This window comes from Deinococcus cellulosilyticus NBRC 106333 = KACC 11606 (assembly GCF_007990775.1).
GTDB classification, from domain to species: Bacteria; Deinococcota; Deinococci; order Deinococcales; family Deinococcaceae; genus Deinococcus_C; species Deinococcus_C cellulosilyticus.
Map to the genome: position 1 here is coordinate 362,785 of NZ_BJXB01000001.1, position 21,746 is coordinate 384,530.

The window sequence follows — 21,746 nt, forward strand, 5'->3', positions numbered from 1 at the left end:
TGAGGGGGATGCTCCAGAGTGTTTTTGGGTGGGCAGGTTGCGGATGTGTGGGTGCAGCCTGCCCAGCAGGTTTCAGGTTTACTTCTGGGTTTTTCCGGTCAGCAGTCCACTGGTGGTGGCCTGTTGCAGAATCAGGTTGATGCCCTGAATCCCGCGCCCCTTGGCCCACAGTTCACGGCTGAAGGTGTAGACCTTTTTGTTCTTCACGGCTTTCAGGTTCTGGTAGAGGGGGTTTTTCTGCCATTCTTTCCAGAGGGCCTCGTCACCTGGGTTGATCATGATCACCAGGGCGTCAGGGTTGTAGGCAATCAGGTTTTCCAGTGTGATCTTGTACTGGGTGTTCTGGGGGTTGCTGACAGGGGTTTTCAGGCCCAGGTCCTGCAGCAGGGAGCCCACGAAGCTCTTGTCGGTGTGCACCCAGAAGTCAGTGGGGGTCATCACGCCGGTCACAAAGGTTTCAGGCCGGGTGAGGATTTTTGCCTTCTGGAAAATGCGCTGGTTGTCGTTCAGGGCCGTCTTTGCCAGACTCTCTTTGCCCACAATCTTTGCCACCACAGAGAACTGCTCAAGCTGGTCCTTGTAGGTGCCGTAGTAGGTGTTGAACATGATGGTGGGCGCAATGCGGTTCAGCTGTTCATAAATGGCCTTGTGGCGCTCGGCGTCTGCCAGGATCAAATCAGGTTTCAGAGCCATGATTTTTTCCAGGCTGGGCTCGGCCAGCAGCCCCACACTGGGCACGTTTTTCAGGCCTTTGGCAAGGTGGGGGAGGGGGCCTGCCCCGTGGTCGGCTACGCCCACAGGTTTGATCCCGAGTTTCAGGAGGGCATCCTGATAGTTGTATTCCAGAGCCACAATGCGTTTGGGGGTGCTTTTCAGTTCGGTGGTGCCTGCAACGTGCGTGATGGTCACGGCCTGCGCTGAGGTGGCAGCAAGCAGGGCGAGGGTAAGCCAGGTTTTCATGTCGGTTCTCCTGATTTCATTAATCCGACTGGATTAGTCGGCATTCAGAGACTAGCATCCGTCTGTGATTTTGGCAACCCTCAAAGGGTGTGGGGAAAACCCCAGGAGCAGCGAAGCAGGAGGGGAAGGATTGAAAAAGCTGTTGCGCACCAACCAGAGTCATCACACAAGTTCACAGTTGACAGTTCACAGTGAACAGCAAGAGAAATGCGTCCAGAAAGCAGAAGCTTGGCCCGTGTCATCATTGATTCTTGCCTGAGATGACGTTGCAGCATTTCCTCAGTCTTCTGCATTTTGCTCTCGGCTTTCGGCCCTCGGCGACAAACATTTCCCTGACAGGTTCCTCCCCTCCCATGCTCCGATAATCCCGAGTTGACAGCTCGGATTTCATGCATTACCATGAACAGCAGAATTCTGACCAAATGGGTCGGAATACAATTTTTGATCAGGAACATCGACCAGGAGGACCATCCTGCTGGCCTGATTCACCTGAGCCGCAAAGGACAGACACCATGCAGATCACAACCTTCCTGAAAACCGCTGCCCTGACCCTGCCCCTCCTGTTTGGTGCTGCCCTGGCCCAGACCACCGTGACCATCAAACACGACGAGGGCACCACCGTGGTCCCCAAAAACCCAAAACGTGTGGTGGTGATCAGTGAAGAAATGCTGGACATCGCTTTTGCGCTCAAACTCAACGTGATCGGGGTGGGTTCTCCCCGCATCCTGCCCACCGATGTGACCTCTGCGGGCAAGGTCAACATCAAGAACCTGGACAAAACCTTCTTCCAATTTGGAAACATTCAGAACGTCACTTATGTGGGCAACTGGATGACCCCCAACATGGAAACCCTGCTTGCCCTCAAACCTGACCTGATCATCCGCCTGTACTGGCAGGGTCTGGGCGAATACCAGAAACTCAGCCAGATTGCCCCCACAGTGTCTTTCAGCACGGACCGTCCCGATGGCTGGAAATCCGCCATGACCGAACTCTCCAAACTCGGGGGCAAAGAAGCCCGTGCCAAACAGTTCCTGAATGATTACGACCGTAAAGTCAAGGCTGCAAAGGCACAACTGCAGAAAGCAGGGGTCTTCAAGAAATACAGCAAGTTCATGGTGATCTGCAGCTTTGCATCTGGCACCGACTACCTCTACACCGGAAACCGGGTGGCCAACGTGATGCGTTCTCTGGGCTTCACCTACAACTTCCCCGAGGGCATCAAAGATGATGGTGGTCTGGTGGGCGTGTATGCCCTCTCCAAAGAAACCCTGTTGAAAGTGCCCGCAGACACCCTGGTGATCAGCGTGCCCTTCACCAACGGAGTGGAAGACACCATCGCCAGCATCAAACCCAGCCAGGACCTGCTCAAACAGAGCAAGGGGCATCTGGTGAATTACATCTATCCGGCCTACAGCCCATGGCTTGGCCCCAACACCGACCGCCAGATGGTGCAGGACCTCACCTCTGCCATCCTGCAATCTGTCAAATGAAACGCCTCTGGGACATGCGGGTTGCAGAGGTGCGCAGGGTGGTGCACCTCACCCCGAAAATGCGAAGGATCACCCTCGGTGGGCCAGAACTGGAAAACTTTCACTCTGGCACCCACCTGAAGGTGTTGATTCCTCCTGCTGGGGTGACCCCACAGTGGCCCATGCAGGACGATGCAGGGAAGGCCGTGTGGCCTGAAGGGCCTTCTCGTCCGGCCATGCGCACCTACACTTTAAGGGCGTACCGACCAGAAGCCGCAGAGATCGACATTGATTTTGTGCTGCACGGCAAAGGCATAGCCTCCCAGTGGGCGGAATGTGCCCGTGGAGGAGAAGTTGTGGGGATCATCCCTCCCGGGAAAGGCAGCACCTATGTGCAGCCTGCCCAGCATCACCTGATTGCCGGAGACCACTGCACTGTGCCTGCGGTTTCAGTGATTCTGGAAGGACTGCCAGAGACAGCAACGGCTGAGGTCTTCATGCTGCTGCCTGATCTGCAGGAGTTGCCTGTTCTCCTGACCCACGCACAGGTGAAGACCCACTGGCTCTTCGAGGACCAGGGTGAAAGCCAGCAACACCTCATCCAGCGTGTTCTGGAAGCCTCATGGCCCAACCACGAAAAAACCTTTGTATGGGTGGGGGGAGAATCGCAACTGGTTCGCACGGTTCGTCAACACGCATTGCAGGAAAGAGGTCTGCACCCTTCCATGCTTTATGCGCTGGGCTACTGGAAGGCAGGCATGACCGAAACCCGCTACAGCACCGAACTCGGGTATGATTTTCGCACCTGATCCAGCAGGATCGTTTTCTGTGAGGAGGCCTGAAAGGCCTCCTCATTCATTGTCCAGAACGGTTAAAAAACCATGCTGGATGGTTCTGGCATAAAGCAGGGCTGCAGCCACCCTCGGGTTCACCCTGGATTGACCGCTGTCCAGACCCAGCGCCACATAAAGCCCGCTCACAGCGTTGTCGATCCACTTCTGGGAGAGGCCCAGATGCCCGGCAATGGCCGCATTGGTGTACCCCTGGGTGATCAGGCCCCAAAGTTCCGCCTGCCTGGGGGTCAGGTGCTCAAAAGGCCCCTGCAGCATGCGCTCGGGCTTCAGAAGCTGGGGGTCCAGGACCACCTCTCCCTCAATCACGCTTTTCAGGGCACGCAGGATGATGGAGATGTCCTGAACGGACTTTTTAAGCAAATAGGCCCAGCCTGTGAAGTCCGTGCCCAGTGACCTTGCGAACACCAGACTGCTGTGGTTGGACAGCAGTACGATGCCCAGATCAGGATGCTCTTCGCGCAGTTTGTGCCCAAGCTGGATGCCGTTCAGAGGGCTGTCTGGCCCCAGGTCGATGTCCAGCACCACTGCATCTGCTTCATGCATGCGGGGATCATTCAGGGTCAGGGTGGAAGAGGGGTGGGCAGCCAGCACCTGCACCTCGCGGGTCTGCTCCAGTGCGGTGCGCAGCAGGTTGCGAAACAGGCTCTCGTCTTCCACCAGAATCACTTTCATTGCCGGTCCTTTCATCGGGGAATCCTGGCCCACAGTCGGGTGGGTCCTCCTTTGTGGCTCTCAATGCCCCACTGTCCTCCCACCTGTTCCACCCGGGCCTGAATCCAGCGCAGGCCCAGTCCGTCATTGGATCGGGTGGCGGGGTCAAATCCCACACCATTGTCTTGCACTTCCAGATCCAGATGGCCTTCGCCCAGGCGCAGGGAGAGGAGGGCTTCACGGGCCTGACCGTGCCGGATGGTGTTGCCCAGGGCCTCCTCGATCACCCGGAAGGCCACGAGTCGGCGGTCTGCGGCCAGGCCCTCTTCCACCCCATCCTCCAGTCGGATCAGGGCACTGTCGGCACGGATCTGCACCCTGACCACGGGTTGCAGGCGGTCTGCCAGCACCTGCAGGGCAGCAATCAACCCGATTTGCAGGGCTTCGGGGTGCAACTGGTGGCTGATCAGGCGCACTTCGTGTTCCCGGATGTGGTCCAGGGCTGCCCGCACCTCCTCCAGGGTTTGCTGTTGTGTTGCATCCAGAGCCTGCACCTGGCCCAGCTGGTACCAGGCCACCAGCAAGCGGGACTGCACCCGGGAATGCAGGTGTTCGCTGATCATGCGCCGGGTGCGCTCTTCGGCCAGAGACAGCAGTTCACGGGAGTCCTGCAGGGCTTTCATGGCCTCTTCCTGCTGTTTGCGAAGCTCTGCATTGTGAATGCCGAAGGCCACCTGGGAAGCAAACGCACGAGCAGTCTCCACCTCTCTTTCAGGCACCTGGGCTTTGTTGTGGCAGCAGACCAGCGCACCATACACCCGTCCTTCGAGTTCCAGAGGCAGCATCATGATGTGGGTGACTCCGGCAATCTTTCCGGCAAGGTGCACCACCATGGGTGGAACCGCCCCCTGAATCACCTGCATGGCCGGGGCCTGCACCACCCGGGCTTCCAGATACACCGAGGCGGTCAGGGGATTGGCCCGCACGGGGGCCACGGTCCCCACGGGATCGAAGTGGGGCAGCAGGCGCTGCACGGCATTCAGGGTGCGCTTCACAGGCTCCAGATGAAACCCTGCCCAGGCGACGCATCCGGCTTCTCCCCGCTCTGGGTGGTACTGGGTCAGAAACACATAAGGGTATCCCAGCACCTGCTGGGTGTGGTTCACGATCTGGTCTGCAAATGCCCCCCAACCGGTGGCCCGGGGGAGGGCCAGATGGCCGCTGTGCATGACTGCATGATCGCACGTCTTCAGCAAAAACCTGTAGGGGGGAAACTCCCTTTTGCCAGAACAGGTCCTGCTTTACTCTGGGTCAAAAGAGAGCCAGAAGCCAGGGCTGTCTTTTACTGTTTCATGTCCAGATTCAAATGTCAGCTGTGGAAGGCCACATTCTGGGCTTCCAGAAAGGACACCCATGCAAAAATTCCATCTTCATCTGATGGTCCTGCCCCTGCTTCTTGCTGCCTGTGGAAAAGTCATGCAGGCTGGACACCCTCCTGTCAGGCCCTTCCCTGCCCATCTGGTGGAGGTGCAGTTCCAGGGGGTGGGAAGCAGTCATCCGCAGAGCTCCCTGCATGTTCCCGGAGGCAGCCTGATCAGCAAACAGGGGCTCTCGGTGGTGGTGGGTGGACTCAGGTTTCAGCACCTCTCCACCAACTCATTCACGGTCAAACGGGAAGGCAAACGGTACCTTTCCACCACCTATCAGGTGACGAACCAGACCGGGCGCACCCTGCAGGGTCTGGGTTTTGTCGGGGTTTCTTTGCAGGACACCGATGGGGACCCCTCCAACAACGCCACAGCGCCCACTGTTCCTGGAACCATTTTCTCACGGGTGCAGCACCCCGATGGTTCGGATGCGTCCAACAGGGCACAGGACATGCAGGTGGGTCCCCTCTACAGCTATGACCGCACTGGCGATCAGGCCGTTGAGGATTTCGGAGGGGCCACTTACCGATCAAGCCTCAACCTTTCTGGCTTTGTGGTTTCCCCTCCTGCAGGCCTGACCGCGCAGGTGCAGAACTTTGGATGGTTTGTGGATGGTTTTTTCCCATCAGGCACCACCCGAAACGTCACGTTCTCCACAAGTTTTCCACTGGCCAGCACACCAGATCAGGACCCTTTCTATTTTTCTTTCATTGCGGCTTTTGCAGAGCAAGCTTACACCCCCTGGCCCCCCACTTTTGATGCGGCATCTTCTGTGCCTACCGATCTTTATCCCAGAGGGGTCATTGCCGCAGATTTCAACGAGGATGGCCTTCAGGACATTGCCGTGCTCAGTGGAGGAGACAGCACGGTGCGGGTGAAGACCGGCAATGGAGATGGCACCTTCAACACCGGTCAGGTGTTCAGCACCGGAGCCTACCCCTTTGCCGGGGTTGCCCGGGATTTCAACCACGATGGGCATCTGGATCTGGCGGTCTCCAACACCGATGGCAACTCCATCAGTGTTCTTCTGGGAGATGGAACGGGCAGTTTCGCTGCTCAGGTCACATACCCCACCGGGGCTCAACCCATGGGCATTGGCACGTCAGACCTGGACCGGGATGGCCACCCTGATCTGGTGGTCGCCAACAACCAGGACAGCACCCTGAAGGTCTTCCGGGGCAAAGGGGACGGCACCTTCACCGAAGAAGGCACCCACCGCACCGGGGACCACCCGAGGGGTCTGGCCCTCGCGGATTTCAATGAAGATGGCAAGGTGGATGTGGTGGTCGCCAACATGTACGGCAACACCCTCAGCGTGCTGCTGGGCCAGGGGGACACCGGACTCCGGGCCCGCACCGATGTGCCTGCAGGCAACGGGCCCTATCAACCTGGCGTTGCGGATTTCAATCAGGACGGTCATCTGGATGTGGTGGTGAATCTGCGCACAGGCAGCACCCTTCAGGTGCTGCTGGGCAATGGGGCAGGAGGGTTTTCCCTGGGAAATGCACCGACGGTGGGATCTGGACCTTACAGCCTGACCGTTGCTGACCTGAATGGCGATGGGGCAGACGACCTCATTGCTGCCATTCGGGACCACGATGCCTTGAATGTGCTTCTTTCCAACCGCGATGGCACATTTGCAGCACCCAGCACCCTTGCCACAGGGATGTCCCCTTATGGTGTGGCTGTTGCCGATTTCAATGGGGACGGCAAGCCTGATCTGGTGTCCCCAAATTACATTGCCCAGACGGCCAGTGTGATTCTGCAGGAGTGAGGGACTGAATTTCAGAGGAACAGGTTGTTTCTGAATCAAATGTCATTGATGTAGAGGGGTCGATTTTCAGGACCCAGACAGAATGAGCATTCATAAACAGGAGAGCGTCCCTGGTCAGGGACGCTCTTGGACCGTTCAGGTTTTCAGGCCCACAGCCCGGGGCACCGTCACTGGGCCCTCCACCTGCATCCCCTGGTCGTTCAGGACCGGGCGTGGTGCAGCAGACAGGTGTTCTGCGCCGAATTTCCTGAGGAGCACCACAGCCACAACCCAGGGCACCAGCGAATAGGCAGTCTGGGCCAGCATGTTCTCGGTGGAGAGCACCAGATAGGATTGCACGGTGTTGCCCCAGCCGTGCAGCAGGACCAGCAGCAGCACGCTGCGGGTGTTGTTGTACACCCAGGTGTTGACGATGGTCCATCCCACGATGCTGAGCACCAGGGAAACCAGCACGCCCAGCACCATTCCTGGAGCCATTTCCCGGTTGTAATACAGGATGAAGGGGAAATGCCACACCCCCCAGAGGATGCCCAGAATCCATGAGGCTTTCTCTGCATTCATGGTGCGTTGCAACTGAGGGAGGGCGAAACCACGCCAGCCCACCTCTTCCACCACACCCGTGAAAACCACCATGTAAAGCAGAAACGGCAGGAACAGGGTCCAGGAAAGGCGAGGCTTCATTGCTGAAGGCTCAACCCCGGCAAACAGCACGCCCAGAAGCAGACTGACGCCAGCCATGAGCAAAGGAAGGAGCAGCACCACGAGGTACCATCTTCCGGCCACTTTCCAGGCCAGGGTGCGTTTCAGCAGGTCACGCAGGGCAGGGGTCCCCCCAATGGCCCAGGTGACGCACAGGGAAGCCACCAGAGGTCCTGCTCCCAGGGTGAAGAGCAGGTAAGGGAGCAGGCTGTCCACCTGTCCGGTGGGGCTGAACAGGGACAGAAAATGCTGCAGGTTCATTTCATTGCTGAGGGTGAGGCCTTGCTGCTGCGCCAGCACAATGGCAGGCACCTGAAACCCCCAGGTGATCCCAAAAGCCAGCACAAAAAAACTGAGAAGGGGAAACTGCCGAATCCATCTTTGCATGCCCTGATGTTAAGCGTGCAGGACATGGATTTTTAGAGACATCCATCATCTGTTCGGGCTGACAAATGTCATCAGGGAGGGCAAGAAGGGAGGCTGGGTGCAATCAGAAACCTGAAATGAGGATTCGCTATACTGGACTCGAATTGGTTCACCATCCAAAAAGTGCAGTTGCGTTCTGGTCAAGGAGGCCCTGATGTTTCCACGCAAGTCCGTCCCCGGGTTCATTGTTTTCGTGCAACACCAGCCCTTTTCCTCTGTTGGCCCCTGCCAGCATCCGGGAGAGCCATGCTGATTCGCAAAGGTGGGCTCACCTGTCTGCTCTTGACCTGTCTGCTGGCTTCCTGCACCTCCACAACACCCGAGGAGCAGCAACGCTTCAAAACCCTTGGTGTCCTGGACCTTACAGTTGGAGACGCTGCAGGGGTGAAACCCCAGAGTTTTACACTGGCGTCCATTCAGTTGAAAGTGCTGGGAAGCACGTCCCATGATGCCAACGGTTACCGTTACATCACCTCCACATACCAGATCCGAAATGCCAGCAGCACAGGGACACCCAGTCCCACCCCCAGAACCAACGTGACTTTCCTGGCCGTGGACACCACCAGCACCCTCAGTGACACTGCTGTGCGCACCATGAAAAAAGCAGATGGAACTGCGGCCAATCCAGCACTGGCAACGCAGGTCCTGCCCTCTGGGAACTTTGCTGGAGATGGGTCTTTCAGCAGTTCACAGAGCATGCAGGTGTTTGATGCCTCAGAAACCAGCAGCCTGTCGGGCCTGCCCAGCAGCATCCAGACGGTGCTCCCTTATGGCTTTGTGGTGGACCGCACTGGAGGAGGCCGCACCCTTGATGCAAACCCGGCCAGCAACGATTACCAGGGAACCGTCAGCCTTTCGGTGAAGGTCCCCTTGCAGACCCCCATCGAAAACACCCCAAAAAGCGTGACCCTGACCATGATTTACGTGGAAGACAGCATCAACCAGGTCACAGAATCGCTGGAGGAAAAGCAACTCGGAAGCAGTGGGCTTGCAGCGAGGGTCGCAGCAGCAGGCGCAAGCCGCGTGAATGTCTTTCCAGGCAGTGCCTACACAGGCACCAGCAGGACGCTCTGCAGTGTGCCCATCTCAGGGGGAGCCACACCTGCGTATCTCATCAACCAGACCCAGAAACCCCAGATCTGGCCGACCTTCAGTGCACAGGGAACCCTTCCGGTCCCCACGACGCCTGTGCTGGCCTCCTACTGCGACGATCAGGCAGGTCCGGTCCTGTCAGGAAGCACCCCACAGAACCAGCTGGTGATTCAGGCCCTTCAGACGGGCAAGAGGCTGAGCGCTTTCAACAGCTTCAATGCGGGCACGTTCAGCCAGACGGGTGGGCAGTGGCGTTACACCCCGACTGTGGGGGCACCCTTCAAACCTGGTGAGGAGGTGGAGGTGACGGCTGTCGGGGGAAGTGCGGCCCTCTCGGCCACCCAGCGGTTCCGCATCACAGGCGCAGCTGAGGGAGCCACGGGGTTCAATGCACCGACCACCATCACCACAGGAGACACCCCCTGGAGTGTGGCCCTGGGAGACCTGAATGGGGATGGAAGGCTTGACATGATTCACCCTCACTATGGTGGATCTCGATGGGCATCCGGTTGGGCAATGGAGATGGGACTTTTCAGGCTGCCTCCGATGTGACCACCACCGCCAACCCCAGAACGGCGCTCCTCGGAGACATGAACGGGGATGGAAAACTGGACCTGGTCCTCACCTACACTGCCCTTCCTGGCAGTGTAGGTGTGTGGCTTGGGAATGGGGATGGCACGTTCCAGACGCCCAGCGTGTACACAGCAGGCAATGGCACCTGGGGTGCGCGACTCGGTGACATCAACCTCGATGGGAAACTCGATGTGCTGGCCGCCAACCTGAGTGGAACGACGGTCAGCGTGTACCTGGGCAATGGGGACGGCACCCTGCAGTCCAGCGGCACCATCTCAGCCAACACCCCCAGTGGTGTGGCGCTCGGTGACCTCAACGGGGACAGAAAGCCAGATGCTGTGGTGCAGAGCTTCAGCACCGACACAGTGAGGGTGGCCCTGGGCAATGGGGACGGCACCTTCCAGACCCCTGTGGCTTATGCGGTGGGGGATGGCCCCCGTTTTGTTGAGGTGGCAGACCTCAATGCCGACGGGAAACTGGATGTGGTGACGGACAACACCAACACCGGAGCCAATTCCATCAGTGTGCTGCTGGGCAATGGAGACGGCACCTTCCAGACCCAGACCACCTACGCCGCAGGAAGTGGAGCCAGATATCCTGTCCTGTGGGACGCCAACGGGGATGGCAAGATTGACCTGCTGGTGACCAACCTGAACGACAACACCGTCAGTTTCATGCTGGGCAACGGGGACGGCACATTCCAGGTGCAGACCACATTTGCGGTGGGCACTTCTCCGCAATTCATTGCACTGGGCGATGTGAATGGGGACGGCAAGGTGGATGCGCTGGTGAGCAACTCTTCCAGCGACACCATCAGCATCCTGATCAAGAAATAAGACCCTCAACAGGAAAACCCCCGCGCAGAAACGGCTGTGCGGGGGTTTTTCTTGTGTTTCAAAAAATCCGGGCAATGCCGTAGGGAATGATGTGGGGCTTCCCGGTGTCCGGGTCCTCAATGATGTGGGCTTTCAGACCAAAGACCTCCTGCAGCAGTTCATGGGTCATGATCTCTGCAGGCTCCCCCTGGGCAAACACCTTGCCCTCTTTCACCACCACCAGATGGGAGCTGTACCTCACCGCCTGATTGAGGTCATGCAAGACCATCAGAATGGTTTTCTTCTGGTCCTTGTTGAGGCGCTGGATCAGGTGCAGCACTTCAAGCTGGTGGCTGAGGTCCAGGTAGGTGGTGGGCTCGTCGAGCAACAGGAGGGGCGTACCCTGGGCAAGGCTCATGGCAATCCAGGCCCTCTGCCTCTGGCCCCCGGAAAGGTTTTCCAGCAGGGTTTTCGCGAAGATGGTCATCCCGGTCTGGGTCAGTGCCCATTGCACGAGGTCCTGGTCTTCTTTGCTTTTGCCCCCCAGAAGTTTCTGGTGGGGGTGACGCCCGAACCACACCAGTTCCTCAACGGTCAATCCTTCCGGGGCAGAGGGGCTCTGGGGCAGGATGGCGAGCTTCTGGGCGACCTGTTTGGTGGGAAGACGGTGGATGTCCTTGCCGTCCAGCATCACACTCCCGCTGGAAGGGGGAAGCAGACGGGCGAGCGACTTCAGGAGCGTGCTCTTGCCACTGCCGTTCGGCCCGATCAGGCTGATGATGCCGCCTGAGGTCAGGTCGATGGACATGTCTTCGATGATGGCCTTGCTGCCGTACGACAGGTGCAGGTTTCGGGTGCTGAGGTCGCTCAAGAGCTCGTTCCTTTACGGTCGCGGAGGGGGAAGTCTCCGGTGGGTCTTTTACTGGGCAAAGATGCGCTGGAGGTCGTCCAGAACCTTGTTTGCAGCCAGCATGCCAATGCCGAGGTACCAGTAGTCGTCATTGACTTCCTTTGCACGGCCATTTTTCACGGCGCTGAGGTTCTTCCACAGAGGGCTCTGCAGGTAGTCTTTCATGGGGGTGGCTTCACTGGGGCCGTAAGCACTGTAGAAAATGTAGCTGCCGTCCATCAGGGGAATGCTTTCCGGGGTGGCCACGTCCATGAAGCCTGCCTTGTTCTGGGATTTGGGCCTGGGCAGCTTCACATCTCTGAGGATGGTCCCGATGAAGTTGTCCTGCAGCATGATACGGGTCTGGCCAGGCACGAAGCGGATCATGCTGATGGTGGTGTTCACGCGGGCTTTTTTCAGTTGCCCCTGGATTTTCAGGATGCGGTTGTTGTAGTTGTTCATCAGGAGCTGGTAGGCCTTGGTTTTGTTCAGGGCCTGTGCGTTCAGCTTGAGGTTGTCTTTCCAGACCACGCCCACGGCTTCAGCCATGACGGTGGGAGCGATTTTGGAAAGCTGGTTGTAGATGTTGCCGTGACGCAGTTTGCTGGACAGGATCAGGTCGGGTTTCAAAGCCAGGATCTTCTCCAGGTTGGGTTCTGCAATGGTCCCGACAGGGGTGATGCCCTCGGTGCGGTCTTTGAGGTAGGCCGGAAATCCGCCCACAGCCTGCACGGCCCCGACGGGTTTGACGCCGAGGGCCAGGGCACTGTCGAGTTCTCCGGTGTCCAGCACCACCAGACGTTTGATTTCTTTTGGAACGCAGGTTTCGCCCATGGCGTGCTGGATCAGGCGACCAGAGCAATTCTGGGCCTGGGCGGTGGCAAACAGAGACAGGGTGAGGATGAGGGGGTATTTCATGGGGGTTCTCCTTGAAGCTTTTTCAGCGGTTCTTTTTGAGCAGGTACAGGAAGTATGGGGCACCGAGCAGCGTGGTGAGCAGCCCGGCAGGGATCTCAATGGGGGGGAGGATGCTGCGGCCCAGCGTGTCTGCACCAATCACCAGCAGGGCACCCACCAGCATGCTCACCGGGAGGGAATTCTGGTGCTGGGGGCCCACCATCAGGCGGGCCATGTGGGGAGCAATCAGGCCCACAAAGCCCAGCAGACCCGCTCCGGTCACGGCAGCAGCAGCGAGGCCCACCGCCAGGGTGAGCAGAATGGCCCGCATGCGTTCCAGACGCACCCCCAGGCTCACGGCACTGGCATCTCCCAGGCTGAGCAGGTTGGCGTAACGGCTCAGGATCAGGCTGAGGGGCAAGAGCAGGGCAGCCCAGGGCAGCAGGCGGTACACCCGGGTGTAGTCTGCGGCGTAAATGGTGCCACTCAGGAAGGAGAGGGCCTGGGCAATGCCATCTGGTGCACGGACCAGAATCAGTTGTTCCACACTCCCAAGGGCAGCCCCTACCGCAATCCCCACCAGGGCAAGGCGTGCCGGGCTGACCTGTCCATTCATGCGGGAAAGCAGATAGGTGCAGGCAAAACCCACCCATGCGCCAAGAAAGGCCCCCCAGGGCAGAAGCCAGGAGGGGGAGGCCGGAATCACCAGCAGCACCAGCACGGCAGCCAGTGCAGCACCTGCATTCACCCCGATCACATCAGGGGCCGCCAGAGGGTTGCGCACCACCCCTTGCAGGATCACACCAGATGCAGCGAACATCGCTCCAGTCAGGGCAGCAGTGAGGATGCGGGGGAGCCGGAGTTCCAGCACAATGCGGCTGTAGAGTTCTTCTGCTTTGCCGGTGAAACTGTTCACGACTTCCATGGCGGGGATGTGCACGGTGCCCATGCCCAGGGCGAGCACACTGAGCAGCAGGGTGAAAGCCAGCAGGATGAGCAGGTAGAGGGTGGTGCGGGCAGTCATGCAGTCACCTCAGGACATCTTGCGCACATTGCGTGCCAGATAAATGAAAAACGGGGCTCCGATGGCAGAGATCAGGATGCCCACCGGGGTTTCGGCAGGGAAGTCAATCAGTCGTGCGGCCACATCGGCGATGGTCACCAGGCTCGCTCCGAGCAGGGCACAGATGGGGATCACCATCTGGTGGTTCACGCCCACCAGTTTGCGGGTGATGTGCGGGACCATCAGGCCCACAAAGGCCACAGGACCCACCACACTCACGGCACTGGCAGCCAGCAGCACGGCCAGCAAGGTCAGCATGAGCTGGTTCAGGCGCGTCTTGATGCCCAGACTGGTGGACAGTTCATCTCCAAGGGCCAGCAGGTTCAGGCGTCCAGAGTAGATCAGGGCCAGGATCACCCCGGCGACCACCCAGGGCCACAGCAGGTGAAAATGGTCCCAGGTGCGCCCGGCCACGCTTCCAGCCAGACTGAACAGCACCCCCTGTGCCCGCTGCTCAAAAAGAATCTTCAGGGCACTGGCCGCAGAACTGAACAGGGCACTCGCGGCCACACCTGCAAGGGCCAGTTTCAGAGGGGAAAAACCCACACTGGAGGTCATACCGAAGACCAGCAGCGCTGCTCCCACCCCTCCCACAAATGCAGCAGGAACATACAGAAATCCGGGCAGGGTGGGGAAGAAGACCACCAGCAAGAGCAGGGCAAGTGCGGCACCTGCATTCACCCCCAGCAGTCCTGGACTGGCCAGTGGATTGCGGGTCACCACCTGCATGATCGCTCCAGAGATCGCCAGGGCAGCACCTGCCAGCATGCCCACCAGGGCTCTGGGAAGGCGGATGGTGTGCACGATCAGGCTGTTTTGCTCATCTGAGGGGTGAAAGGTCAGGGACCACACCTCTAAGAGAGGGATGCGGGCCGCTCCAATGCTGATGGAAAGGGCAAAGCAGAAGGCCAGCAACAGCAGGCTGAGGATCAGCATCAGGGGAAAGCGGGTGGTCTCTGTCATGGCAATAAATCCGAGTGGAATACTCAACTTACCGAGTCTAAAAGTTTGACCAGAGCCTGTCAAGTTTTTTGTTGCAGGTGCAATGATTTTGTAAAGTTTCGGGTCCCTGGGCCTGCAGTCAGGCAGGGTGGTTTCCAGAACTGGGGCTTATTCAAACCTTCATGTTGCTGCCCGATCACACCCCCTGTTCTGCAAAAAAGTCATCATGGTTTCCATGAAACTTTTCAATCGCTCAACCCTTTTTTCAACTTTGTTGATCGGTGGTTCCCTGCTGCTCTCACAGGGGCAGGCCACAGCTTTCCCCCTCAGCCAGGTGATGAAAACAGGAAAAGTGCCTTATACAGCAGTGCATGCAGACTGGGCTGGATTCACCTTTGCCAATCGGGCCTTCCATGTGGATTTTCGGTCCCACTACCAGAACGGCAAACTCAATGAAATGCTCTTTTATTTTGCAGACCGCAACCTCACAGATCAGGAGGCCCACAAGATCGCTGCGCTGGCTGGTCATGTGGCCCTGAATTGCTACAACCTGCTTCCCGAACGCAGAGCAAGCATCCAGAGCTGGGTGTCCACCTGGCTCATCCAGAATGACAGTACACGGGAACGCACCTTTGGACCGCTGCTGGTCAACATGCAGCACACATCCAATGGCGATGTGCTGATGTGGTTCACCCGCACAGGGATTCCGGGCAAGGCTCCCTGGATCAACCACTGCATCAACAGATGAACCTCCGACGGACCTTGCTGGTCTCCCTGATGCTGGGTTTTCATGTGCAAGGGATGCAGAAATCTCCTGGAGAAAAGGAGCTTCAGCAGGGACTGGAGCGCCTTCAGCAAGCCTACCCGCAGGCCATCAAAAGCTGGACGCTGGAGGAGGTCCACTGGAAGGATGGCACGGTTTTGCCGGTGAAGGTTCGCACCAGAGCGGGCACCTACAGCTGGATGCTGGATCACGCAGACCTGCGGGATCAAGTGTCCCAGCCGTATCCGACCTGCCTGCCCCTGAGCACCCCTGTTTACCTTTCAGACCCTGGGCGGGTGCGCAGTGAGGTGTTTTTCAAGAAACTGTACGGTCAGACCCCTCAGGAGGTGGAGTCCAATCTTGTTCCCGTGAAATGGCTGGGTGGAACAGTGAAGTTTCAGGGCCTGCATGGTGCGGCTGCAGCCCTCAGGCGGGTGGAGCAGGCCTTGCAGAAAAATCCGGAGCTGCAGAAATATGTCACACCACACCAGGGCACGTATCTGTGGAGGAAGGTGGCAGGAACCGAACGCCTTTCCATGCACAGTTTTGGCATTGCCATTGACCTGAATGGAAAACACTCCAATTACTGGAAATACCACAAATACCAGGAAGGGCAAAAAGGCATTGTTTACCGCAACCAGATTCCCGAGAAACTGGTGTTTCTGTTTGAACGTGAAGGCTTTGTGTGGGGTGGACGCTGGTACCATTTTGACACCATGCACTTTGAATACCGTCCCGAAATGATCGACCCTTCAAAGTGTCCGATCCAGTGAGGTGCCCTCTGGGGTTTGAGGGGAAGGCCCACTGCAAGGTGGGTCTCAAAAGATGCTGCCGAGTTGGGAGAGCGAATCAGAAGGACCGTTGATTTGTGTACAGCTTCTTTTGGTGGGGACCAAACGCTTCAGCCTGGTGCTCTTGCTGTCCATGAAGGCCTGTCCCTTGCCTTCCTGAACCAGACCTGATACCCTAAAACCGACTAATCCACTCGGATTAATAGAGGAGTTTGAGATGAAAGAACTTCCCCTGACCGTCCTGCTTGCCCTGTCCAGTGCACAGGCTGTCACCATCACCCACGATCTGGGCAAGACGGAACTCAGCAAAACCCCGAAACGCATTATTACCCTGGAACACAGCTTCACAGATGCGCTGGTGCAACTTGGCGTGAAACCCATTGGTGTTGCACAGGACGGTGGCAAAAACCTGGCCTACCTGGATGCTTTCCTGAAAAACGTGGCCCCGGTCGGCACCCGCGCCCAGCCCAGCCTGGAAAAAATCCTGGCTTTAAAGCCCGACCTGATCATCGCAGACACCGAGCGGCACAAGAACATCTATGCCCAGCTTTCCAGAATTGCTCCAACCATCTCCCTGAATTCCTTCCGTGGGGATTACCCCGACATGCTGAGTCAGTTCAGGACCATTGCACAGGCCCTGGGCAGGGAGCAGAAAGCCCAGACCCTTCTGGACGACCACAACCGCATGTTGAACAAGGCAAAAGCCTACACCCGTTCCAAAGCTGGACCCCTGATGGTGATGGTGCTCTCCAGTCAGGCAGGTGCCACTGTGCACTCCACAGAAAGCTTCATTGGCAGCCTGTTCCAGAAAATGGGCCGCACCAATCCCGTGAGACCCCAGAACGGCGAAATCCAGTACACCATCACCCTGGAAAACATCGTGGCCCAGAACCCTGCCACCATCGTGCTGCTGAAAAACGAGGGAGAGGCCACCCCACTGGACAGCTGGAAAAAAGATCCCCTCTGGAACAGCCTGTCTGCTGTGAAAAACAACAGGGTCTACATCTTTGACCGTGACCTGTGGTCCAAAGCCCGTGGCCTCAAAGGCATGAACCTGATCTTCTCGCAGATGATCTCAAGCGGTGTGCTTGCAGACCGTCCCGCAAAATAACACATTCAGACAGGAGGAAACCATGCAGAACCCATCCACCCAGACCCGACAGAACGCCCACCCCATGAGGTGGCAGAAGGTGAACCCCTACCTGGGTTCTCTGGTGTTTCTGGCCTCCCTGCTCACGGTGGCGTTCTCCTTTCTGGCACTGTTCCGTTAGACCCAGCCAGGATGAAACAGAAAGAGCGGAGATGCATCCGCTCTTTTGTTCTTGTGGGACGTGTTTTTCACCTGTCGGATGAGATGAGCAGGTTCCAGGCGTCGGAGATCAGTTCAGCCACCCCACGGAGCCCCAGTTGCTGAACCGGAGGTGGAACCTGCTGACCACTCTGTTGTTCCAGCAGCCACAGGGCCCCTTCCACACATTCCAGCGCCTGATTGCGGTGCAGGTCCAGTTGGTGCAGATCGGTTTCGGTGAGATACAGGGGTTTCTGGGTGAAGTTCAGAGGTGCTGAACGCACGAGGGGAAAGATGTGGTGGTGTGCTCTGTGAAGTGCCTGCAGAAGCGTCTTGTGGTCTTCTGGTGTGCTCCCCAGCTGAAGCAGAAAGTGGGCTGCCTGCAACTGGTAGCACAGGGCGTCTTTGCGGTCTTCGCCCAGCTGTGTTGCCATGACTCCATGCTAGCGATTTCGCCTTACAATTCACTGACACAACTGTCATTGAGGGTGAGAAAGGAACAGTGAAGTGCCCCGGATTTTGGATGGCCCGAGTTTGTGCTGTCTGAGACTTCTTTTCAGCTCCCATTCAATGCCGGGCAAGCCGCTTGAACCGGGTCTGTTTTTTCAGGTTTGCACTGCCCCTCTTGCAAATCGAATCGATTCGGTATAACAATAAGAGCAGCCAAATCATAAAAGTCTCAATGCCCTCAAGACATCTGCTTTCATCGTTGAGACATGGAATCAATTCGAATCGATTCGAAGACGATTTGATTCCATCTTTGTTCTCATCCCCGAGCAGGATGAAGCCGTCCCCTGTTGTGTTTTGCTGCCTTTCTGTTTTCTTCTTCCCCGGCAAGACTGAAGTGCTTTTGTCGTCACCATGCATGGACTCTGGCAGTGGAACAACCTGCCTGAACAGCCCCCAGGAGAACCCTCATGAGCAAACGCATCCCCCTGACCCTTGTTGGCCTTCTCACCCTCAGCCTTGGTTCTGCCTTCGCACAGAACACCCCACTCACCGTTACGGCGTTTTTCGCTGACACCAACGCCAACTGGGCCAACATGCAAGACGATGTGGGCAGGGAGCTCACCAAACGCACAGGCATCACCCTCAAAGCCGAATTTGCGGTGGGTGACCCGGACCAGAAGATCAACCTGATTGCTGCCTCTGGACAGTACCCCGACCTGATTGCCCCCAAAGGTGCTGCAGGGGTCCTGATTGATGCCGACGCTGTGCTGGACCTGACCTCACTCATCAACAAGAATGCCCCGAACATCAAAAAAGTCATCGGCAACCAGATGAACCGCATGAAGTTTTCGAACAAAAACCAGGGCATCTACTTCATTCCCAACAACGACACCATCGGACAGATCTACTTTGACAATGATGCCTGGTTCAAATTGCAACTGCAGGCCCTGAAAGAGCAGAAGTACCCCAGAGTCAAAACCCTCAAGGACTTTGAGAAGGTCATTGCCGACTACGTGATAAAACACCCCAAGACCGCAGATGGCAAACCCACCATCGGTCTGTCCCTGCTCGCCGATGACTGGCGTTTCGTGATCTCTGTCACCAACCCTGCATTCTGGGCCACAGGTGGCTGGGACGACGGGGAGTGGTACATCGACCCCAAAACCTTCAAAGCCATGCCCCATCACTTCCGGCCTGAGGAAAAAGAATACTTCCGCTGGCTGAACCACATGAACGACATCGGCCTGCTGGACAAGGAATCGTTCACCCAGAAGTACGACCAGTACCTTGCCAAGATTGCCTCTGGCCGGGTGGTTGGTCTGATTGATGCCAACTGGGAAATCGGGGACGCCATGAACTCCTTGAAGGCTGCAGGCAAGCATGAGCAGATGTACGGACGCTTCCCTGCGGTGCTGAACAGCAAAATGAAAGCTGCTTACAATGCGCCCACCGGATTCCGTGGCGGTTATGGCATCGGCATCACCAAAGCGGCCAAAGACCCTGTGCGCATTCTGAAGTTCCTGGATTACCTGTCCAGCGATGAGGGACAGGTGTTGATCAACTGGGGCATCGAAGGCAAGCATTACAAAGTGGTGAATGGCAAGCGTGAATTCCTCCCCAAATACGAGGAGATGCGCAAGAAGGACCCCGCTGGATTTGCTCGCGAAACGGGCATTGGCAATTATGGTCTGTCCCTGCGTTACGGGGACGGGGTGAAGGACAAAACCGGCAACTACTACACCACCAACTTCCCCGACCAGATCCTGGAGAACTACACCGACGCCGAGAAAGCTGCCCTGAAAGCTTACAAGGTGAAATTCTGGGGTGATCTGCTGCCCAAAGCCAGCCAATTCAAACCGATTCCCTGGGCGGCTGCGTGGAGCATTCCTGTTCCCCAGGACAGTGCCCTCAGTGAATTCTGGGCCAAGGAGCAGGACATCACCCGCAAGTACATTCCCAGAGCAATCCTGGCTGATCCCAAGGACTTCGACAAGATCTACGATGAGATGCTGGACGTGATGGAGAAACAGCTGAGCAAGTACAACGTGCTGATGACCCAGCTGGTGCAGGACCGTCTCAAGCTCTGGGGAGTCCTCAAGTAACTTTTGCAGAAGTCCTCTGGAAGTTTCTGTTTGTTGGCAGCCTCCGTGTCCCCGTTGCTTGGCAACGGGGATTTTGTTGATGGGGCGTCCTTTTTCTTTGCCTGATGCCAAAAGTTCAACAGAACACCATCTGCACTGTGTAGAACGGTGTTGGAAGTCCAAAATGGAATCCGGGTGGGCAGGGAAGAGCGCTCAAACCATCAGGATTCATCCTGCCGGATGGGAATGTCACGGTTCTTGGCCCATTCCTCAGCACGGTCAGTGGCAATGGCAATCGCACTGCCTTCGTCGTGACCCTCCTCAAGCAGGGCATTGGCAATCTCCACGGCCTTGCTGCGCACTTCAGGGTTGAAGTTTTTCAGTGACTGGGGATAATTCTCCGAATTCCAGGGCATGTGCACCTCCAGACCATCAGGATAGAAAAAGCCTGTTGAATGGACAGTACGAAGGTGCGCTTTTGGAGGGGATCATGGGACCTTGTTTCTGATCCCTGATGTGAAGGGTTTCCCATTCAGATTTCTGTAGGACGTCCAGGATTACACTGACTTCACTTCTGCACAGCACACATCGCGTGGAAGGAGGGGATATGGTTTCCATTCTGGACTCGCTTTTCATCAACGTCTGCATGGTGATTGCTCTGGGGTACCTCCTCAGTCTGACTTACACCGACTGGCGTCCTGAAAAGCGCATTCATGTGTTGCTTTTCCGTACAGGCTTTGCTGCACTGGGTTCCATTTTGCTGATGTACCATGGCATCGACCTGCAGCGCAACATGATTGACCTCAGACTGGTGCCCATCCTCCTGATTGCCCTCAGGTATGGGCTCAGCTATGGCATTCTGGCCGCCCTGCCCGTGGTGGTGGTCTGCGCAGTGTTCTTCTCTGATTTGCCCCTTCTGCCCGTGGTCACGTCCATGGGTCTGAGCCTGATGGTGGTGGGCCTGGTGCGCATGTCTTTCAAAACGGATGTGGCCCCCTCGAGGGCGTACTTCCAGGCACCTTTGCTGGCTTTTCTGGTCAGTGGGGTGGGCATTGCTGGGGCTGAACCTGCAGAACAGCAGGCCTTCATCAGGATCTTTCCGTGGTATTACGGGGCCAATGTGCTGGGCTTCTGGGGAGCGGCACGCATTGTGCGCACACGCATGAAGTACCTGAGGGCCACCGAGCACCTCAGGGAAGAGTCCCTGATGGACCCCCTGACCGGGCTCCTGAACCGCAGGCAGTTCGAACTGGACCGCAAACTGTTTGAAGATGGGGACGCTTTTCTGGTGCTGGACCTCGATCACTTCAAACAGGTCAATGACACCTTTGGTCACTCCATGGGAGATGAGGTCCTGAAGCAGACTGCGGCTCTGTTGCGCAGTGCCACACGTGGCTATGACCGGGTTTACCGCATGGGTGGTGAGGAATTTCTGGTGGTGCTCAGGAGGACCCAGGGGAACCAGGCAGAAAGCATTGCCGAGCGCATCCGCCAGACCATTGAAGCTCACCTGTTCCCCATTCCCAGGCCAATCACCATCAGTGGTGGCCTGGTGACCCTGCATCCCCTCACCACCTTGCAGGCTGTGCTGGAACTTGCAGATGAACTGCTTTACCTCTCCAAGTCCAGCGGACGCAACCAGGTGCAGAGCGAAGGGGTGTGCCACAAAGGCCATGTCCCTTATCCTGCCCAGATCAACATCATGAAGGACCCGGATGTGCCTGTACCAATTGAACCTGCGAAGCGCATGGACTAAGCTGTAGGTATCACATTGCTTCTGCTCCTACAGACTGCTGGAAACGACAGACCTTCTGGCAGCTTTCTGAATTTTTCAGTTCAAGC

General features: G+C 57.3%; 21 protein-coding genes. 11 read left to right on the plus strand and 10 right to left on the minus strand.

The features are described 5' to 3' along the window. Window positions 1–78: 78 nt before the first annotated feature. Complete coding sequence (locus DC3_RS01515; protein WP_146881816.1) at window positions 79–960, minus strand: ABC transporter substrate-binding protein; 882 nt, start codon at window positions 958–960, stop codon at window positions 79–81. 512 nt (window positions 961–1,472) lie between these two features. Here DC3_RS01515 and DC3_RS01520 point away from each other — a divergent pair. Together DC3_RS01520 and DC3_RS01525 are read left to right on the plus strand one after the other, a co-directional pair. Continuing rightward, complete coding sequence (locus DC3_RS01520; RefSeq protein ID WP_186815761.1) at window positions 1,473–2,450, plus strand: ABC transporter substrate-binding protein; 978 nt, start codon at window positions 1,473–1,475, stop codon at window positions 2,448–2,450. Next, window positions 2,447–3,238: a siderophore-interacting protein gene (locus DC3_RS01525; RefSeq protein WP_186815762.1), complete on the plus strand. Its 792-nt coding sequence runs from the start codon at window positions 2,447–2,449 to the stop codon at window positions 3,236–3,238. Before DC3_RS01520 ends, DC3_RS01525 begins: the two co-directional genes overlap by 4 nt. A 42-nt stretch (window positions 3,239–3,280) precedes the next feature. Here the strand turns inward: DC3_RS01525 and DC3_RS01530 are convergent, their stop codons facing one another. After that, window positions 3,281–3,970 (minus strand): response regulator, encoded by a 690-nt coding sequence (locus DC3_RS01530; protein WP_146881819.1) that lies wholly within the window; start codon window positions 3,968–3,970, stop codon window positions 3,281–3,283. After that, window positions 3,967–5,163, minus strand: coding sequence for a GAF domain-containing sensor histidine kinase (locus DC3_RS01535; RefSeq protein ID WP_146881820.1), 1,197 nt, complete (start codon window positions 5,161–5,163; stop codon window positions 3,967–3,969). The genes DC3_RS01530 and DC3_RS01535 overlap by 4 nt, the downstream gene beginning before the upstream one ends. Window positions 5,164–5,347: 184 nt before the next feature. Between DC3_RS01535 and DC3_RS01540 the strand changes: the two genes are divergently transcribed. Next, window positions 5,348–7,135 carry an FG-GAP repeat domain-containing protein gene (locus tag DC3_RS01540; RefSeq protein WP_146881821.1) on the plus strand — a complete coding sequence of 596 codons (1,788 nt, stop codon included), beginning with the start codon at window positions 5,348–5,350 and terminating at the stop codon, window positions 7,133–7,135. A 135-nt stretch (window positions 7,136–7,270) separates the two neighbouring features. On the opposite strand, the gene DC3_RS01545 is transcribed toward DC3_RS01540, so the two are convergent. Continuing rightward, window positions 7,271–8,221, minus strand: coding sequence for a CPBP family intramembrane glutamic endopeptidase (locus tag DC3_RS01545; protein WP_146881822.1), 951 nt, complete (start codon window positions 8,219–8,221; stop codon window positions 7,271–7,273). Window positions 8,222–8,506: 285 nt separating this feature from the next. Here DC3_RS01545 and DC3_RS01550 point away from each other — a divergent pair, with 285 nt between their 5' ends. Together DC3_RS01550 and DC3_RS01555 are read left to right on the plus strand one after the other, a co-directional pair. After that, the gene (locus tag DC3_RS01550; RefSeq protein ID WP_146881823.1) at window positions 8,507–9,904 is read left to right on the plus strand and encodes an FG-GAP repeat domain-containing protein; all 1,398 of its coding nucleotides are present in this window, start codon (window positions 8,507–8,509) and stop codon (window positions 9,902–9,904) included. Next, window positions 9,850–10,761 carry an FG-GAP repeat domain-containing protein gene (locus DC3_RS01555; protein WP_146881824.1) on the plus strand — a complete coding sequence of 304 codons (912 nt, stop codon included), beginning with the start codon at window positions 9,850–9,852 and terminating at the stop codon, window positions 10,759–10,761. Before DC3_RS01550 ends, DC3_RS01555 begins: the two co-directional genes overlap by 55 nt. Before the next feature lie 58 nt (window positions 10,762–10,819). On the opposite strand, the gene DC3_RS01560 is transcribed toward DC3_RS01555, so the two are convergent. From DC3_RS01560 to DC3_RS01575, 4 genes are read right to left on the minus strand one after another with little or no spacing between them, the layout of a single operon-like run. Further along, a complete protein-coding gene (locus tag DC3_RS01560; protein ID WP_281292427.1) occupies window positions 10,820–11,611 on the minus strand; it encodes an ABC transporter ATP-binding protein in 792 nt (263 codons plus the stop codon). A 48-nt stretch (window positions 11,612–11,659) separates the two neighbouring features. Continuing rightward, entirely contained in the window at window positions 11,660–12,547 is an 888-nt protein-coding gene (locus DC3_RS01565) for an ABC transporter substrate-binding protein (protein ID WP_146881825.1), read from the minus strand. A 22-nt stretch (window positions 12,548–12,569) separates the two neighbouring features. Next, the gene (locus tag DC3_RS01570; RefSeq protein WP_146881826.1) at window positions 12,570–13,550 is read right to left on the minus strand and encodes a FecCD family ABC transporter permease; all 981 of its coding nucleotides are present in this window, start codon (window positions 13,548–13,550) and stop codon (window positions 12,570–12,572) included. Window positions 13,551–13,559: 9 nt separating this feature from the next. Then, a complete protein-coding gene (locus DC3_RS01575; RefSeq protein ID WP_246130497.1) occupies window positions 13,560–14,579 on the minus strand; it encodes a FecCD family ABC transporter permease in 1,020 nt (339 codons plus the stop codon). A gap of 187 nt (window positions 14,580–14,766) precedes the next feature. On the opposite strand from DC3_RS01575, the gene DC3_RS01580 reads away from it, so the two are divergent. From DC3_RS01580 to DC3_RS28890, 4 genes are all read left to right on the plus strand, one after another. Further along, a complete protein-coding gene (locus DC3_RS01580) occupies window positions 14,767–15,279 on the plus strand; it encodes a hypothetical protein (protein ID WP_146881827.1) in 513 nt (170 codons plus the stop codon). Then, a complete protein-coding gene (locus DC3_RS01585; protein ID WP_146881828.1) occupies window positions 15,276–16,067 on the plus strand; it encodes a M15 family metallopeptidase in 792 nt (263 codons plus the stop codon). Before DC3_RS01580 ends, DC3_RS01585 begins: the two co-directional genes overlap by 4 nt. Before the next feature lie 235 nt (window positions 16,068–16,302). Further along, window positions 16,303–17,196: an ABC transporter substrate-binding protein gene (locus tag DC3_RS01590; RefSeq protein ID WP_146881829.1), complete on the plus strand. Its 894-nt coding sequence runs from the start codon at window positions 16,303–16,305 to the stop codon at window positions 17,194–17,196. 22 nt (window positions 17,197–17,218) lie between these two features. Further along, window positions 17,219–17,356, plus strand: coding sequence for a hypothetical protein (locus DC3_RS28890; RefSeq protein ID WP_186815763.1), 138 nt, complete (start codon window positions 17,219–17,221; stop codon window positions 17,354–17,356). A gap of 67 nt (window positions 17,357–17,423) precedes the next feature. On the opposite strand, the gene DC3_RS01595 is transcribed toward DC3_RS28890, so the two are convergent. After that, entirely contained in the window at window positions 17,424–17,807 is a 384-nt protein-coding gene (locus DC3_RS01595) for a hypothetical protein (protein ID WP_146881830.1), read from the minus strand. Window positions 17,808–18,290: 483 nt separating this feature from the next. On the opposite strand from DC3_RS01595, the gene DC3_RS01600 reads away from it, so the two are divergent. Further along, entirely contained in the window at window positions 18,291–19,925 is a 1,635-nt protein-coding gene (locus DC3_RS01600) for an ABC transporter substrate-binding protein (protein WP_146881831.1), read from the plus strand. A gap of 200 nt (window positions 19,926–20,125) precedes the next feature. Here DC3_RS01600 and DC3_RS01605 read toward each other — a convergent pair whose 3' ends face one another. Then, complete coding sequence (locus tag DC3_RS01605; RefSeq protein WP_146881832.1) at window positions 20,126–20,320, minus strand: DUF2188 domain-containing protein; 195 nt, start codon at window positions 20,318–20,320, stop codon at window positions 20,126–20,128. Between the two features lie 191 nt (window positions 20,321–20,511). On the opposite strand from DC3_RS01605, the gene DC3_RS01610 reads away from it, so the two are divergent. Continuing rightward, window positions 20,512–21,660 carry a GGDEF domain-containing protein gene (locus DC3_RS01610; RefSeq protein WP_146881833.1) on the plus strand — a complete coding sequence of 383 codons (1,149 nt, stop codon included), beginning with the start codon at window positions 20,512–20,514 and terminating at the stop codon, window positions 21,658–21,660. Window positions 21,661–21,746 lie beyond the last annotated feature (86 nt).

Excerpts from the sequence above, each read along its gene's own strand:
- DC3_RS01595 (WP_146881830.1), bottom strand. The coding sequence starts at position 17,807 with ATGGCAACACAGCTGGGCGAAGACCGCAAAGACGCCCTGTGCTACCAG.
- DC3_RS01555 (WP_146881824.1), top strand. The coding sequence starts at position 9,850 with ATGGGCATCCGGTTGGGCAATGGAGATGGGACTTTTCAGGCTGCCTCC.
- DC3_RS01535 (WP_146881820.1), bottom strand. The coding sequence starts at position 5,163 with ATGCACAGCGGCCATCTGGCCCTCCCCCGGGCCACCGGTTGGGGGGCA.
- DC3_RS01570 (WP_146881826.1), bottom strand. The coding sequence starts at position 13,550 with ATGACTGCCCGCACCACCCTCTACCTGCTCATCCTGCTGGCTTTCACC.
- DC3_RS01585 (WP_146881828.1), top strand. The coding sequence starts at position 15,276 with ATGAACCTCCGACGGACCTTGCTGGTCTCCCTGATGCTGGGTTTTCAT.
- DC3_RS01515 (WP_146881816.1), bottom strand. The coding sequence starts at position 960 with ATGAAAACCTGGCTTACCCTCGCCCTGCTTGCTGCCACCTCAGCGCAG.
- DC3_RS28890 (WP_186815763.1), top strand. The coding sequence starts at position 17,219 with ATGCAGAACCCATCCACCCAGACCCGACAGAACGCCCACCCCATGAGG.
- DC3_RS01525 (WP_186815762.1), top strand. The coding sequence starts at position 2,447 with ATGAAACGCCTCTGGGACATGCGGGTTGCAGAGGTGCGCAGGGTGGTG.
- DC3_RS01530 (WP_146881819.1), bottom strand. The coding sequence starts at position 3,970 with ATGAAAGGACCGGCAATGAAAGTGATTCTGGTGGAAGACGAGAGCCTG.
- DC3_RS01580 (WP_146881827.1), top strand. The coding sequence starts at position 14,767 with ATGAAACTTTTCAATCGCTCAACCCTTTTTTCAACTTTGTTGATCGGT.
- DC3_RS01550 (WP_146881823.1), top strand. The coding sequence starts at position 8,507 with ATGCTGATTCGCAAAGGTGGGCTCACCTGTCTGCTCTTGACCTGTCTG.
- DC3_RS01600 (WP_146881831.1), top strand. The coding sequence starts at position 18,291 with ATGAGCAAACGCATCCCCCTGACCCTTGTTGGCCTTCTCACCCTCAGC.
- DC3_RS01545 (WP_146881822.1), bottom strand. The coding sequence starts at position 8,221 with ATGCAAAGATGGATTCGGCAGTTTCCCCTTCTCAGTTTTTTTGTGCTG.
- DC3_RS01610 (WP_146881833.1), top strand. The coding sequence starts at position 20,512 with ATGGTTTCCATTCTGGACTCGCTTTTCATCAACGTCTGCATGGTGATT.
- DC3_RS01605 (WP_146881832.1), bottom strand. The coding sequence starts at position 20,320 with ATGCCCTGGAATTCGGAGAATTATCCCCAGTCACTGAAAAACTTCAAC.
- DC3_RS01540 (WP_146881821.1), top strand. The coding sequence starts at position 5,348 with ATGCAAAAATTCCATCTTCATCTGATGGTCCTGCCCCTGCTTCTTGCT.
- DC3_RS01520 (WP_186815761.1), top strand. The coding sequence starts at position 1,473 with ATGCAGATCACAACCTTCCTGAAAACCGCTGCCCTGACCCTGCCCCTC.
- DC3_RS01590 (WP_146881829.1), top strand. The coding sequence starts at position 16,303 with ATGAAAGAACTTCCCCTGACCGTCCTGCTTGCCCTGTCCAGTGCACAG.
- DC3_RS01565 (WP_146881825.1), bottom strand. The coding sequence starts at position 12,547 with ATGAAATACCCCCTCATCCTCACCCTGTCTCTGTTTGCCACCGCCCAG.